The organism is Pseudomonas sp. 3MAES_34.3B, from assembly GCF_058145875.1.
On the sequence record NZ_CM176960.1, the window covers coordinates 5,197,151 to 5,212,372 of the forward strand.

A 15,222-nucleotide genomic window follows, 5' to 3' on the forward strand; every position below is an offset into this window, starting at 1 on the left:
CTTGGGACCGCTCCGAAAGCAGGCTTTAGAACACGTTGATCGGGTATTCCACGAACACGCGTACTTCGTTGCCGTCATCGTTGTATTCGGCTTCGCGCAGGTTGGTGGAGGTGCGCAGCATAGAGCCGCGCAGGCGCACTTTCAGGTCCTTGGCGGGGCCTTCCTGCACCACGTACTGCAGCTGGTTGAACCACTCGCGCTCGGTCCCTTCGCCGTTGTTGGTGCGGATGTTATCCCCGCGTACATAGGCGATTTTGTAGGTGAGCCCGGGCACACCGTAGGGGCCGAAGTCCAGGCCGTACGCCAGTTGCCAAGAGCGTTCGTCTTCAGCGTTGAAGTCCGACCAGTAGGAGTTGGCCAGGAAAATGGTAGAACCACCGTCACCCACGCCGCCGGCCTCTGCGTAGCTGCCGTAGTTGTAGCCGGTATCGCCGGTACTGCGCTGGTGTGCCAGGGTGAAGGAGTGGGCGCCGAATGCATAGGTGGCTGCCAGGCTCCAGATGGTGTTGTCCTGGCCGGTGCCAAGGCGGTCGGCATAGGATTGGTCCAGGCGCGAGCGGTAGCCGTTGAAGTCCAGGGTGAGGGACTGATCGGTGGCCATCGGCATTACGTAGGTCATGCCCAGGTATTGCTTCTTCAGGCGGTCCTGCACATCGGAGGCGTACAACGAGGCCGTGAAGTTGTCGCTGAATTTGTAGCTGCCGCCGAATACGTCGATCTGCTTCAGGCCACCGCTGTCACGGCCTTCGTCACTTTTGCGCGCCTCGGCGGTGAAGTGGCCGGCGTTCAGCTCCAGGCCCTGCACTTCACGGGAGGTGAGCATGTAACCGGTATAGGTCTCCGGCAGCAGCCGGGTATCGTCGTAGTTCAGTACAGGCAAAGCAGGCATCATTTCGCCGTACTTCAGCACGGTGTTGGACACCCGGAACTTGATGGCGGCGCCAGCGCGAGCCACGTCGTGCTCGGCGTTGCCATTGTTGTCCACCCTGAAGAAGTCGATGCCGCCCGCGCCACTGCGCCCGTTGCCACCATCCAGCCGCAGCGCGTACAGGCCAAACGCATCGACGCCCACGCCTACGGTGCCTTGGGTGAACCCGGAGCTGAAGGTGCCGATAAACCCTTGGCCCCACTCGGCGCGGTCTTCGGAGCCATGCTTGTAGTCGCGGTTCATGTAGGCATTGCGCAGCAGCACGTTGAGGTGGCTGTCCTCCACGAACCCCTGAGCCTGCGATTGGTCATTGGCCATTGCATTGGCAGCCGTGCAGATCCCTAGCGCCAATGCGCCGATGCGGTAGTTCAACATCTCGTTTTCCCTTGTACCGAAATAGACACGCCGGGCGGCGAAGCAAGCAGAGGCCATAGCCAGCCAACCGAAGCGGGCTCGGATCCTAGAGAGGGGTATAGAGGGTGTCAAACTACGAAATGGAGTAAAGCGAATCAGGAAGGGGGTCAGCTGGGCATCCTGCCCAAAGCGGGTGGCCAATGGCCGAGGGGGTTCAAGCTTTTACGATGCCGAGCAGGGCCTCCAGTTCGGCATCGCTGATCAAGCCCGCTGGGTAGCGGTCGGCAATCGCTCTACGTGGGTCGGCGCCGCGCCCTTCTCCACATCGCTGGGCCTTACGTCCAGGGCCAGCCATCTGGGGCGATACACTGTTGTTACCCTGAGGTACTGCGTCTCTTACTGCATTCATCACAACATCCCCGGTTCAACCACAGCACAGGCTAAGTCTTTTTTATGACAGGTCGGCAACTGCACACTGCCGTCATCTGCTGAATATAAAGATACAAAAGCTGTGCCAGCGCACTAAGCCGTAGCAAGGCTGATACACAAAAGCCCAGCGGTGGCGGCTGGGCTTTGTGGTAGTGCAGAGGTCAGGCGTGGTGAGGCGCAGGTTGCTGCTGGGTAAGGCAGTGGATATTGCCACCGCCAAGCAATAGCTCCCGGCCTGGCACGAACACGATTTCGTGCTCGGGGAATACGCGTTGCAGTACCTCCCGGGCCGCGTCGTCCGTGGCTTCGGAGAAGCTCGGCGCAATGATCCCGCCGTTCACGATAAGGAAATTGACGTACGAGCCCGCCAGGCGCACCGAGGGGTTACGGTGCTGGCTACCGGCGCACACATCAACGCCGTCGCACTCTTCTTCGGTGGCAAACAAGGGGCCGGGGATAGGCATCTTGTGCACCACAAAAGTGCGCCCCTTGGCGTCGGTCGTGTTCTCTAGTACCCGCAGCGCATCGTGGCAACGGCTGTAGTTCGGGTCCTGTGGGTCGTCTGTCCACGCCAGTAACACTTCGCCGGGGCGTACGTAACAACAGAAGTTATCCACGTGGCCGTCGGTTTCATCGTTGAACAGGCCTTCGGGCAACCACACCACCTTGCTCACGTTGAGGTAGTCGCCGAGCACGGCTTCAATCTCGCCTCGGCCCAGGTGCGGGTTACGGTTGCGGTTGAGCAGGCACTCTTCGGTGGTGATCACCGTGCCCTCGCCGTCGACGTGGATCGAGCCACCTTCGAGCACAAAGCCTTCGGTGCGATAGCGGGCGCAGCGCTCCATCTCCAGCACTTTGCTCGCCACCTGGTCGTCCCGGTTCCAGGGGCTGTACAGCCCGCCGTCGAAACCGCCCCAGGCATTGAAGCCCCAATCCACGCCGCGTACTTCGCCGCTGTCGTTGATCACGAAGGTAGGGCCGGTGTCGCGCATCCAGGCATCGTCGGTGCTCATTTCCACGATGCGGATGTTGGGAACGTCCAGGCGGGCACGGGCGTTTTCATATTGCGCTGCGGAAACGGCCACGGTAACCGGCTCGAAGCGCGCGATAGCCCGGGCCAGGGCAACATGGGCAGCCTGCGCGGGCTTGCCGCCGAGGCGCCAGTTGTCCGGGCGCTCCGGCCAGATCATCCACACCTGGCTTTGCGGTGCCCACTCGGCCGGCATATGGAAGCCGTCGGCCCGCGGTGTGCTGTGAAGGGTGGTCATGGTGGTCAAGACTCCAGTGAACCGTCGAGTGTTTTGATCGGGCCATACAGGTTGGGCCGGCGATCACGGAAGGTGCCCCAGGCGCTGCGAATGCGTTCGAGGGCGTCGAGGTCGAAACGTTGGACCAGTATGCCTTCCTCGGTTTCATTCAGCTCCTGAACTTTGGCCCCGAACTGATCGGCGATGAACGAAGAACCATAGAACGTGATGCTGTAACCGTCCTGCTCTTCCCGGCCGATGCGGTTGCTGGCAACCACTGGCATCAGGTTGGCGCCAGCGTGGCCCTGCTGCACCCGCTGCCAATGATCGCGGGAGGTGATGTTGGGGTCATGGGGCTCGCTGCCGATCGCCGTCGGGTAGAACAGCACCTCGGCCCCCAGCAGCGCCATGGCGCGTGCGCACTCGGGGAACCACTGATCCCAGCAAATCCCTACACCGATCTTCGCGTAGCGGGTTTGCCATACCTTGAAGCCGGTATCGCCCGGGTTGAAGTAGTACTTCTCGTGATAGCCAGGGCCGTCGGGGATGTGGCTTTTTCGATAAATGCCGAAGTTGCTGCCGTCGGCATCAATGATGGCGATGCTGTTGAAGCGGGCTCGCCCCGCCAGTTCGTAGAAGCTGATGGGCAGTACCACTTCGAGCTCACGGGCTACGTTCTGGAAATGAGCGATAGCGGCATTGGTGTCCGCCGGCGTGGCCAGCTGGAGGTAGTCCGGGTTGGGCTTCTGGCAGAAGTACGGCGTTTCAAACAGCTCCTGGATCAGAATGATCTGGGCCCCTTCGGCCGCCGCCTGGCGAACCAGGCGTTCGGCGTTGGCAAGGTTGGCCTGGCGATCCCAGGAACAGGCCATCTGAGTGGCGGCGACGGTAACGGTGCGGCTCATGGACAACTCCGTGCAGGTGAGTGAGCGCTTCGAGGGTGGCCCTTTATAACCGATAAAAATCGGTCAATAAAGGGCTCAGCCATTCAAAACCTTTCAACACCTCGGTGTTTTAGCCGATATAAATCGGCTAAATATCCAGCCGGCCGCTCTAATCCGCTACAAGTCCTCGGCCAGCACCTTGGCCACGCTGTCCACAAAGAAATCCACGCTCCGCCGGGTGGTGCACATTGGCGGCTTGATCTTAAGGATGTTGAGATAGTCCCCGGTGGGCTGCATGAAGATGCCCAGGTCTCGCAGCCGTTCGCACAGCAGGGCAGTTTCCTCGGTGGCGGGCTCCAGCGTGGCGCGGTCGCGCACCAGCTCCAGCCCCAGGTAGAACCCGGAACCATGGGCAGCACCTGCCAACGGGAACCGCTCTACCAACTCTTCCAACCGCTGTTTGAAATAGCCCCCGGTCACCTTGGCGTTTTCCCACAGCCCCTCCTCTTCCATCACATCAAGAACGGCCATGCCGATCTCGCAGCTCACCGGGCTACCCCCGGCAGACGAGAAGAAATACCCCTCGGCTTCCAGCGCCTCGGCGATTTCCCGACGAGTGATCACCACGCCGAGCGGCTGGCCGTTGCCCATGCCCTTGGCCATGGTGATGATGTCCGGCACCACGCCCTGTTCTTCGAAGCCCCAGAAGTGCGTGCCCAGGCGGCCATAACCCACTTGTACTTCGTCGGCGATACACACCCCACCGCGGGCGCGCACTTGGGCGTAAACCTGTTCTAGGTAGCCCGGCGGCAAGGCGATCCCCCCGGCGTTGCCATACACCGGCTCGCAGATGAACCCCGCCACCTGGCGCTGCTGGGCGTCAAGGCTGGCCAGCGTGTTGGTAACACTGCGCAGGTAATCCGCCGTACTGCCCGGCCCTCGGTATGTACCCCGATAGGTATTCGGCGCCATGACCGGGTGTACCCATTGCGGGCGTGTTTCCAGCGCTTTCGGGTTATCGGCGATGGAGGTGGAAATAGCGTCGGTAGCGACCGTCCAGCCGTGATAGGCCTCCAGCACACTTAATACATCACGCCCGCCGCTGTACGCCCAGGCCAGGCGGATGGCAAGGTCGTTGGCCTCGCTGCCGCTGTTCACCAAAAACACCCGGTCCATCGACGACGGCGCCAGCGCCAGAAGGCGCTCGGAAAATTCCGCCAGCACGGCGTAGTGGAAGCGGGAGTTGGTATTGAGCAGGGACCATTGCCGCGCGGCCACCTGCGCCATGCGGGGATGGCCATGGCCTAATACCGCTACGTTGTTGAGCATGTCCAGATAGGACCGGCCTTGCATGTCGATCAGGTGGTTGCGCCAGCCGCGCTCGATACGCGGTGGTGCCTGATAGTAATACTTTTGTGAACGCGCAAAGCTGGCATCGCGGCGCGCCAGCAGCGCGTGGGCGTCTTCCTGTGGCGGCGCATCGCACGCCCAGCCCAGCATTGCCGACGGCGAAGGGCACAACGTGGCCCAGGCGCTGGCGCGTGAAGGCGTAGTGAAGGCAGGCGCATCGACGCCGGCGCGCATCAATTGAATACGCACAGCGCCCGAGGCCTGGCCAAGCCCCTGCCACTTGTCCTTGGCACCAGGCGAGGTATCGCTCAGTTGGCCCTCAAGCCGTAGTGCCCACTGCTCACCTACAAGCACCCAGCGATCCTTGCCTTCCGCTGACCACTGGCCAGGGAAAGGCGCCTGCAGGGCTTGCTCCCTCGCCAACAGCAATTGCACGTGCAGCGCGAAGGTTTCGGGTTCGGCGGAAATGTCTGGCCGTGTTTGCGCCAGGCAGTATTCGCCATAACGGGACGCAGCCGCCTCAAAGCCAGCCAGTGCCCCTGCCAACTGCCGATCTACCGCGCCCTCCACTTCCCAATTACCGGCGTTCCAGAGCGGGCTGAGCACGCCCAGGTCCAGGCTGTTCACGCTCTCAGGCGACAGCCCTGGCAGCAGCCGACCCAGGCCCTGAGCGTTGGGCGCACCCCATGGCATTCCGGCGGCGGCCAGCACGGCGTGTTCCATCAGCGCCGGTGCTACCGACAGCGCAACGTCGAGCACTTCCCATTCATGGGCGGCATTGTCATGCAAGTAGGGGTTTTGCGGGTTGAGCTTGAGCTGCTGCGCGGTACTGAGCACCAGCACGGCAGCACGGTTGACGATCAATGGCCACAGGGCGCGCAGCTCGGCTTCGGTCAGTGGGTTGGCCTGTTGATAGGCCGTGACCGCCGGCAATATTCCGAAGGGGTCCCCCTCGCAGTGGTGCAGCAACGCCGCACAGGTCACGCTCAGGTCGGCGATCCGCCAGGTGCGGCAAAGGTCGCCAAAATCAATGATGCCCTTGAGCATCCAGCCGCGCTGGGGTGTGCGTTGCCACAGCGTGTTGTCATCGGTGAGGTCCAGGTGCACCGCCTGGCTTGGCAGTCGAGGTATCAGTGCTGCCAGGCGCGCTTGTGCGTGCTGGGTTGCATGGCGAACCTGTGCCAGCCGCTCGGGCTGGTCCGCCAGCACGGGAAGCAACTGCTCCACCAGCGCCGCTGCCTGGCGCGGGTCCCATTGCAGCGTTCGCTCCAGCCCGGGGTGCGAGAACCCGGCCAGCGCGCGGTCCGTCTCCGCGCACAGCCGGCCCATGGCCGCTCGAATATCGATGCCCAGGTGTGGCCGGCGGGTAAGCGGCTCGCCCTCCAGGTACTCGAAAAGCCGTAAGTGCAGCGCCTGCCCGCCCGCCGTCACGCTCAGCAGCTTTTCGCCGGAAACTGTGGGCATCACCCGAGGTACGGCAAGGCCTTCGGCGGCCAGGTGTTCGAGCGCGGCATGCTGGGCCTGCAGCTCCTCCAGCCCGTAACTGCCATGGCAGGCCTTGAGCACGAAACGGCCGGCAGCGCTCTGCACTCTGAAATTGAGGTCTTGCTGGCTGCCCAAGGGCTCCAGCTCGCCTTCTATTGCATAATGCTCAAGCAGCAAACGCTGGGCGTCTTCGGTGGAAAGGTCGGGGTTGGGCAGGCTGGAGCGCTGGATCAGCTCATGGAGCGACATCGGGTAGGCCTCGGTTTTTTGCACACATATCGCCATGCATTGGGCCGATTAGCAAGCCCGTGGGAAGCGTCTACAATGCTAGCGAAAAGCTACTCCTCAAGGCCTGCCGAAGTATTAAGGTATTCGGGCTTGCACCGGGCTGCGGATCCCCACAAAGTATGCCCATTTCATACTTGGCGACTTAAGGAAAAAGGCGCGTACACATGCGAATCCTCATCACTGGAGGGGCGGGCTTCATCGGCTCGGCCCTGGTTCGACACCTCATCGAAAACACCGGGCACGAAGTGCTCAACGTCGACAAGCTGACGTACGCGGGTAACCTGGAGTCCCTCGCCAGCATCGCTACCAACACACGCTATGAATTCGTTCAGGCGGATATCGCCGACCAGCCCGTGATCGGGGAAGTACTGGCGCGGTTCCAGCCGCAGGCGATCATGCACCTGGCGGCAGAGTCGCATGTGGATCGGTCCATCGACGGCCCGTCCGATTTCATTCAAACCAATATCGTGGGTACCTATGCCCTGCTCGAAGCCACCCGCGCGTATTGGGCGAAGCTGAGCGAGCCGGAGCGAAGCGCGTTCCGCTTCCACCACATCTCTACCGATGAAGTGTACGGCGACCTTCACGGAGTGGACGACCTGTTCACCGAAACCACACCGTACGCGCCCAGCTCCCCGTATTCAGCGAGCAAGGCGGCCTCCGACCACCTGGTGCGCGCCTGGCACCGCACCTATGGGTTGCCGGTGGTGGTCACCAACTGCTCTAACAACTACGGCCCTTATCACTTCCCCGAGAAGCTGATCCCGCTGGTGATCCTCAACGCGCTGGAAGGCAAGCCCTTGCCGGTATATGGCGATGGCCTGCAGGTGCGCGACTGGCTGTTCGTGGAAGACCACGCCCGGGCGTTGCTGGAGGTGGTAACTCGCGGTGAGGTGGGCGAAACCTACAACATCGGCGGCCACAACGAGCAAAAGAACATCGACGTGGTACGTGGCATTTGCGCCTTGCTCGAAGAGCTGGCCCCGGCTCGCCCGGATGGCGTGGCCAACTATGCCGACCTGATTACCTTCGTGAAGGACCGCCCCGGCCACGACCTGCGTTACGCCATCGACGCCAGCAAGATCGAGCGCGAGCTGGGCTGGGTACCCCAGGAAACCTTCCAGACCGGCCTGCGCAAAACCGTGCAGTGGTACCTGGATAACCTCGACTGGTGCCGGCGCGTTCAGGACGGCAGCTATCAACGCGAACGCCTGGGCTTCACCGAACCCAAGGACCTGATCGCATGAAGGGTATCGTCCTGGCCGGCGGCTCCGGTACGCGCTTGCACCCGATCACGCTGGGCGTTTCCAAACAGCTGCTGCCGATCTACGACAAGCCGATGATCTACTATCCGATCTCGGTGCTGATGCTGGCCGGCATCCGTGAAGTGTTGATCATTTCCACCCCGCTAGACCTGCCTCAGTACCGGCAGTTGCTGGGCGATGGCAGCCAGTTCGGCATCCATATCAGCTACGCCGAGCAGCCTTCGCCGGACGGCCTTGCCCAGGCGTTTCTGATTGGCGAGTCGTTCATCGGCAACGACCCGGTGTGCCTGATCCTGGGGGATAACATCTTCCACGGGCAGCACTTCTCCGACCAGCTGCAACGTGCCGTCAAGCGCGGCAGCGGTGCCACGGTGTTCGGCTACTGGGTGAAAGATCCGGAGCGCTTTGGCGTGATCGAATTCGACGAGGCTGGCCACGCCCTGTCCATCGAAGAAAAGCCCACCGCGCCCAAGTCCAGCTATGCGGTCACCGGCCTGTATTTCTATGACAATGACGTGGTGCAGATCGCCCGCGAGGTCAAGCCTTCGCCGCGTGGCGAGCTGGAAATCACCGACGTGAACAACGCCTACCTGGCACGCGGCGACCTCCATGTGGAACGCTTCGGCCGCGGCTTCGCCTGGCTGGATACCGGTACTCACGACAGCCTGCTGGAGGCTTCGCAGTACGTGCAAACGGTAGAGCATCGGCAAGGGTTGAAGGTCGCCTGCCTTGAAGAAATTGCCTACATGAACGGCTGGATCGACCAGCAACAACTGCTGGTACGTGCCAACGCTTTCGGCAAAACCGGCTACGGCCAATACCTGTTTGCCCTGGCGAGAGAAACCCGATGAACGTGGTAACAACCAACATCCCCGATGTACTGATTTTCGAACCCAGGGTTTTCGGTGACGACCGCGGGTTCTTCTTCGAAAGCTTCAACGAGCGTGCTTTCAACGAAGCCACCGGCCGCCAGCTGACGTTCGTTCAGGACAATCACTCTCGCTCGCAGCGCGGCGTGCTCCGCGGCCTGCATTACCAGATCCAGAACCCGCAGGGCAAACTGGTTCGGGTCGCTACCGGGGAAGTGCTGGACATCGCCGTGGACATCCGTCGCGGCTCCCCTACCTTCGGCCACTGCGTCACCGTGCTGCTGTCGGAAGAGAACAAGCGCCAGCTGTGGATCCCCGAAGGCTTCGCCCACGGCTTCGTGGTACTGAGCGAGACGGCGGACTTCCTCTACAAGACCACCGACTACTACAACCCGGCCGCCGAGCGGTGCATCGCCTGGAATGACCCTACCCTGGCCATCGACTGGCAACTGAACGGGCTGGAACCTCGGCTGTCGGCCAAGGACCAGCAAGGCAAGGCGTTGGCCGACGCGGACCTGTTCCCATGAGCGGCTGCCTGAGCGTATTGCTGGTAGGCGCCAATGGCCAGGTGAGCACCGAGCTGCAAAAGCGCCTGCAAGGCAAAGTGGACCTGCATGTACTAGGCAGCAGTATTCTGGACCTCACCCGGCCGGATGCAATCCGTGAACAGGTGCGGGCGCTGAGCCCGGGCCTGATCATCAACCCGGCAGCCCACACTGCGGTGGACAAGGCTGAATCCGAACGTGAGCTGGCCTTTGCCATCAACGCCATTGCCCCGGGTGTGCTGGCCGAAGAAGCCCACCGGCTGGGCGCGCCACTGATTCACTATTCCACCGATTATGTATTCGATGGCAGCAAGGCCGAGCCTTACGTGGAAGCCGACCCTACCGCCCCGCTCGGGGTGTACGGAGAAAGCAAGCTGGCGGGCGAGCAAGCCATACAGGCCGTAGGGGGCGCTCACCTGATTCTGCGTACCAGCTGGGTGTACGCCTCCCATGGGCGCAACTTCCTGCTGACCATGCAACGGCTGCTGCAAGAGAAACCCGAGCTCAAGGTGGTCGCCGATCAGATAGGCGCGCCTACCTGGGCCGGTACCATCGCGGACAGCACTGTGCAGCTCATTGAACGCTGGCAGGCTGGGCAGGCTGGCCCATGGGGCGTATATCACCTGACCGCCCGCGGGCAAACCTCGTGGTTCGGCTTTGCCGAAGCCATTGGCGAGCAGCTGCGCAAAGCCGGCAAGCCCTGCGCGGCGCTGCTGCCTATCCCCTCCAGTGACTACCCGACGCCTGCCCGCCGGCCGCTGAATTCGCGGCTGAACTGCGCCAAGTTGGACGCCGAGTGGGGCGTGCGCCAGGCGGATTGGCATGATGCACTGCTGGAGTGCCTGCGCCAGGCATAACCGTGGCGCGTGCGCTGCGGTAACATGGCGGGATGATCAAGCCCGCCCTTCCCCGCCGCCCGCGCTGGCGCAACCTCGCCCTTGTCGCCATCTGCCTGGCGCCGTTGTTGTTGCCGTTGCAACAGCTGGCCGAGCGTTACTACCGCAGCGAGCTGGTAAGCCAGAACCGCCAGACCCTCGACCTGTACGTAGCCAACCTGCTGGGCACGCTGCGCCGCTACGAAGCCCTGCCGCCGATCCTCAGTGACCTGCCCGCGTTGCGTCAGTTGCTGGCCCACCCCACCGACCCGCAACTGCAGGGCGCGGCCAATCGCCTGCTTAAAACTATCTGCGACCAGACCGGCGCCGAGGTGATGTACCTCATGGACCCGGCGGGCAATACCCTGGCGGCCTCCAACTGGGACCAGAAGGACAGTTTCGTGGGGCGTAATTTCGCCTTCCGGCCGTATTTCAATGACGCCATTGCCGGTCGGCTGGGGCGCTTCTTTGGTTTGGGAACCACCTCGGCGAAACGAGGCTACTTCTTTGCCGCCGGCGTGCGCGACGGTGACGAAACCATCGGGGCGCTGGTGGTAAAGGTGGACCTGGACCACACCGAGACCCTTTGGGGCCGCACGCCAGAGCAGCTCGCGGTTACCGACCAATACGGCGTAGTGATCCTTACCTCCCGTCCCGAATGGCGCTACCGCGCCACGCGCCCGCTGACGGAAGTAGAGCGCGCGGCCATTGCCGCCAATCAGCCGTATCCCACGGGGAACCCGGGCGTGCTAGAGCTCGATAATCGCACCTGGCTTACCCAAAGCCGGTTCATTGGCGAAACGGGCTGGACCGTCAACCTGCTCGCCCCGCGCAGCCTGATCGACCGCCCGGTACGTACCGTGGTGGCGGTGGGTGGCGCGGCGCTGCTGGCGCTCATGTTGATGTTGGGCCTGATGATGCAGAGGCGGCGCAATTACCTGGACCGCATCGCCTTCGAAGCGCTTGGCCGACAAGAACTGGAAGCCCGGGTGAGCGAACGCACCAGTGCCCTGCAAAAGCTCAACAGCCGCCTGCGCCAGGAAGTGCTTGAACGCGAGCAGGCGCAGCAGAAACTGGTACAGGCGCAGGATGAGTTGGTACAGGCGAGCAAGCTGTCGGCCTTGGGCACCATGAGCGCCAGCATCAGCCACGAGCTCAATCAACCGTTGGCGGCGATCCGCAGCTATGCCGACAACGCCGGCGTGCTGCTCGACCACCAGCGCACCGACGACGCCCGGAGCAATCTCAAGGCAATCAGCGAACTCACCGCACGCATGGCCTCGATCATCGCGCACTTGCGCGCCTTCGCCCGCCGCGACCGCCATGCGCCCGAGAGCGTGGCGCTGCAACCGGCACTCGAAGACGCTCTGGCGCTGTTGGCCAAGCGCCGCCGGGCCATGGACGTGGAATTGATTCGTGACCTGCCCGACGCCCCGCTGTGGGTGCAGGCGGGTGAAACCCGGTTGCGTCAGGTGCTGGGCAATGTACTGGCCAATGCGCTGGATGCGCTCACTGAAAAAGCCAACCCACGGCGTATCTGGCTCAGCGCCGAGAAGACCGCAGACGGTATCAGCCTCTTCATCCGGGACAACGGCCCTGGCTTCAGCAGCGAAGCGCTGGCCCACGCGCGCGAACCCTTCTTCACCACCAAAACCCGTACCCAGGGGCTGGGCCTTGGGTTGGCGATCTGCGATACGCTGATGCGCGCCCTGGGCGGTGAACTGCTCATGGCCAACCACCCGCAAGGCGGCGCGCTGCTTACGCTGAGGCTGCGCCCCGCCACCCCCGGGGTTAGCCCGCAACCACTCGAGGACCTGGCATGACCACGCCGGACGCATTGACCACCCGCACGGACGTGGTGCTGATTGACGACGATCCACACCTGCGCCAGGCGCTGGGGCAAACCCTCGATCTGGCCGGGCTGAAAGTGCTGGCGCTGGAAGATGCCACCGGCCTGCCGGCCCGCCTGGGCCGCGACTGGCCTGGCGTAGTGGTGTCGGACATTCGGATGCCGGGCGTTGACGGGCTGACGTTGCTGCGCCAGTTGCACGCTGCCGACCCCGAGCTACCGGTGTTGCTGATCACAGGCCACGGCGATGTGCCGCTGGCCGTCGAAGCCATGCGCGCGGGGGCTTATGATTTTCTTGAAAAGCCGTTTGCCAGTGAAGCGCTGCTCGATAGCGTGCGCCGGGCGTTGAGCCATCGAAGGCTGGTGCTGGAAAACCGCAGCCTGCGGTTGGCCCTGAGTGACCGCCAGGCCCTGGGTACGCGCCTGGTGGGTAACAGCCCTTCGATGGCGCGCCTGCGCGAACAGATCGGTGCCTTGGCGGGTACCCGTGCGGATGTATTGATATTGGGCGAAACCGGCGCGGGCAAGGAAGTGGTCGCTCGCGCATTGCATGACTTGTCTGGCCGGCGCAACGGCCCGTTCGTGGCCATCAATGCCGGCGCGCTGGCGGAATCGGTGGTGGAAAGCGAGCTGTTCGGTCACGAGCCCGGCGCCTTTACCGGCGCGCAGAAGCGCCGCATCGGCAAGTTCGAGTTCGCCAACGGCGGCACGCTGTTCCTGGACGAAATCGAAAGCATGAGCCTGGATGTGCAGGTAAAGCTGCTGCGCCTGCTGCAGGAGCGCGTGGTGGAGCGGCTGGGCGGCAATCAGCAGATCCCGTTGGATATCCGCGTGATCGCGGCCACCAAGGAAGACCTGCGCCAGGCAGCGGATCAGGGACGCTTCCGCGCCGACCTGTATTACCGGCTGAACGTGGCGCCGTTGCGCATTCCGCCTCTGCGCGAGCGGGGCGAGGATGTGGTCACGCTGTTCGAGCACTTCAACAGCGCCGCCGCCGAACGCCACGGCTTGCCCAGCCAGGCCCTGCAACCTGCCCAACGTGGCGCCCTGCTGCGCCATGGCTGGCCGGGTAACGTGCGTGAACTGCAAAACGCGGCAGAGCGTTTTGCCCTGGGGCTGGACCTTGCGCTGGATACCCCTGGCGACCTGCCGGCAGATCCACAAGAATCCGACATTCATGGGCCGCTGAACGCGCAGGTAGAGGCATTCGAACGGCAGGTTATCAGCGCCGAAATTGCCCGCGGCCATGCGTCGCTGCGCAGCCTGGCCGAGGCGCTGGGCATCCCTCGCAAAACGCTGCACGACAAATTGCGCAAGCACGGGCTGAGCGTGGGCAGTGGGGAAGAGGCGGATTAAGCCCTTATTCGCGAGCTCCGCCTTCGGCTTCGCTTGCTCCTACAATAATCCTGTGGGAAGCACGCAAAAGCCTGATTCAGGCCTCGCACAACTCCAACAACGCCGCACGCCAGGGCGCGTTGCCTGGCAGCGCAAGGAAATACTCATTGAGCAGGCTCTCCCGCGCCGGATAGCAGAACGGCTGGCCGTGCGTATCGACCACCTCACCGCCTGCGCCCTCGAGCACGCCCTGGGCGGCAGCGGTATCCCATTGGGAGGTGGGCGCCAGCCTTGGGTAGCAATGGGCGGCGCCTTCGGCCACCAGGCAGAATTTGAGCGAGCTGCCCACACTGGTGAGGCGCAAGGGGCCAACCACGGTTTCCAGGCCGGCCAGCAGCGCTTGCTGTTCAGGGCTGGAATGACGGCGGCTGGCTACCACGGTGAATGGCTCACCCTCTGCGGGCAAAGGCCGTGATTGAAGCGGCTGCGGCGCTTCGCCCGGATTACTGCACCACGCGCCGAGGCCCGCGCCGCCCCACCAGCAACGGCCGTTGACCGGCATGGCAACCACGCCAAATACCACGTCGCCGCCCTTGACCAAGGCAATGTTCACCGTGAATTCTTCACTGCCGGAAATGAATTCCTTGGTGCCGTCCAGCGGGTCCACCAACCACCACTGATCCCAGCCCGCGCGTTGCGCCAGGGGCACGTCGCAGTCTTCTTCCGACAGGATCGGAATATCCGGCGCCAGGCGGGTCAAGCCGGCCACGATCACGTCGTGCGCCGCCAGGTCTGCCGCGGTGACAGGCGAATCATCAGCCTTGGCGGTCACTTCCACGCCCGCCCGCCAGAACGGCAGGATCGCTTCGCCCGCATCACGGGCAATGGCCAGCACGCCTTCGAGCAATGGGTGGGGGAACGTCATAGGCTGAAGGCCCCGCGCTGGGCCAACAGATCGCGCACCAGGTACAGCGCCGCCAGCGCCCGGCCTTCAGTGAAGTCTGCATTGCGGGCGAGTTCCGACAATTCGCGCAGGTTCACGCGGTCTACGCGCAGCGGCTCCGGCTCGTCGCCTTCGAGGCGTTCTTCGTAGAGGTCGGTCGCCAGCACTACCTGGATCTTCTGGCTCATGTACCCAGGCGACAGGGACAGCTCGGTGAGGTGCTCCAACTGCCGGGCGCCGAACCCGGCTTCTTCCTTGAGCTCCCGGTTTGCAGCGGCCAGCACGTCCTCGCCCGGCTCGATCAAGCCCTTGGGCAAAGACAGCTCATAGGTTTCCGTGCCGCCGCAGTACTCCTCCACCAGCACGGCATGCTCATCGTCCAGCATCGCCACAATCATGACCGCGCCGTAACCATTGCCGCGCCCAACCAGCCGTTCATAGGTGCGTTCCACACCATTGGCGAAACGCAGCTGTACTTGCTCTACACGGAAGATACGGCTACTGGCGACGATCTCACGGCCCAGCACGGTGGGTTTATGGCGCATAGGGGCGGCTCCTTGGCTTGAACGGGTTACT

12 protein-coding genes are annotated in these 15,222 nt (G+C 63.2%); 6 read left to right on the forward strand and 6 right to left on the reverse strand.

Annotated elements, in window-relative coordinates:
* Nucleotides 1-25 precede the first annotated feature (25 nt).
* From AC3Z8Y_RS23400 to AC3Z8Y_RS23415, 4 genes are all read right to left on the reverse strand, one after another.
* Nucleotides 26-1,303, reverse strand: a complete 1,278-nt coding sequence (locus AC3Z8Y_RS23400) for an OprD family porin (protein WP_490087760.1) — start codon at nt 1,301-1,303, stop codon at nt 26-28.
* 569 nt (nt 1,304-1,872) lie between these two features.
* On the reverse strand, nt 1,873-2,979 hold the full coding sequence (gene aguA / locus AC3Z8Y_RS23405) for an agmatine deiminase (protein ID WP_490087761.1): 1,107 nt from the start codon (nt 2,977-2,979) through the stop codon (nt 1,873-1,875).
* A gap of 5 nt (nt 2,980-2,984) precedes the next feature.
* A complete protein-coding gene (gene aguB / locus AC3Z8Y_RS23410; protein ID WP_490087762.1) occupies nt 2,985-3,863 on the reverse strand; it encodes an N-carbamoylputrescine amidase in 879 nt (292 codons plus the stop codon).
* Nucleotides 3,864-4,019: 156 nt separating this feature from the next.
* Entirely contained in the window at nt 4,020-6,926 is a 2,907-nt protein-coding gene (locus AC3Z8Y_RS23415; protein WP_490090076.1) for an aminotransferase, read from the reverse strand.
* Nucleotides 6,927-7,129: 203 nt separating this feature from the next.
* Here AC3Z8Y_RS23415 and rfbB point away from each other — a divergent pair, with 203 nt between their 5' ends.
* From rfbB to AC3Z8Y_RS23445, 6 genes are read left to right on the forward strand one after another with little or no spacing between them, the layout of a single operon-like run.
* Complete coding sequence (gene rfbB / locus AC3Z8Y_RS23420; RefSeq protein ID WP_490087763.1) at nt 7,130-8,212, forward strand: dTDP-glucose 4,6-dehydratase; 1,083 nt, start codon at nt 7,130-7,132, stop codon at nt 8,210-8,212.
* Nucleotides 8,209-9,081, forward strand: a complete 873-nt coding sequence (rfbA, locus tag AC3Z8Y_RS23425; RefSeq protein ID WP_181110984.1) for a glucose-1-phosphate thymidylyltransferase RfbA — start codon at nt 8,209-8,211, stop codon at nt 9,079-9,081. The genes rfbB and rfbA overlap by 4 nt, the downstream gene beginning before the upstream one ends.
* The gene (gene rfbC / locus AC3Z8Y_RS23430; RefSeq protein ID WP_490087764.1) at nt 9,078-9,626 is read left to right on the forward strand and encodes a dTDP-4-dehydrorhamnose 3,5-epimerase; all 549 of its coding nucleotides are present in this window, start codon (nt 9,078-9,080) and stop codon (nt 9,624-9,626) included. The genes rfbA and rfbC overlap by 4 nt, the downstream gene beginning before the upstream one ends.
* Nucleotides 9,623-10,501: a dTDP-4-dehydrorhamnose reductase gene (rfbD, locus tag AC3Z8Y_RS23435; RefSeq protein WP_490087765.1), complete on the forward strand. Its 879-nt coding sequence runs from the start codon at nt 9,623-9,625 to the stop codon at nt 10,499-10,501. The genes rfbC and rfbD overlap by 4 nt, the downstream gene beginning before the upstream one ends.
* A 35-nt stretch (nt 10,502-10,536) precedes the next feature.
* Complete coding sequence (locus AC3Z8Y_RS23440; RefSeq protein ID WP_490090077.1) at nt 10,537-12,342, forward strand: ATP-binding protein; 1,806 nt, start codon at nt 10,537-10,539, stop codon at nt 12,340-12,342.
* Nucleotides 12,339-13,724 (forward strand): sigma-54-dependent transcriptional regulator, encoded by a 1,386-nt coding sequence (locus AC3Z8Y_RS23445; RefSeq protein ID WP_490087766.1) that lies wholly within the window; start codon nt 12,339-12,341, stop codon nt 13,722-13,724. The genes AC3Z8Y_RS23440 and AC3Z8Y_RS23445 overlap by 4 nt, the downstream gene beginning before the upstream one ends.
* A gap of 76 nt (nt 13,725-13,800) precedes the next feature.
* Here AC3Z8Y_RS23445 and cysQ read toward each other — a convergent pair whose 3' ends face one another.
* Complete coding sequence (cysQ, locus tag AC3Z8Y_RS23450; protein ID WP_490087767.1) at nt 13,801-14,628, reverse strand: 3'(2'),5'-bisphosphate nucleotidase CysQ; 828 nt, start codon at nt 14,626-14,628, stop codon at nt 13,801-13,803.
* On the reverse strand, nt 14,625-15,191 hold the full coding sequence (gene nudE, locus AC3Z8Y_RS23455; RefSeq protein WP_181110990.1) for an ADP compounds hydrolase NudE: 567 nt from the start codon (nt 15,189-15,191) through the stop codon (nt 14,625-14,627). The genes cysQ and nudE overlap by 4 nt, the downstream gene beginning before the upstream one ends.
* Between the last annotated feature and the right edge of the window lie 31 nt (nt 15,192-15,222).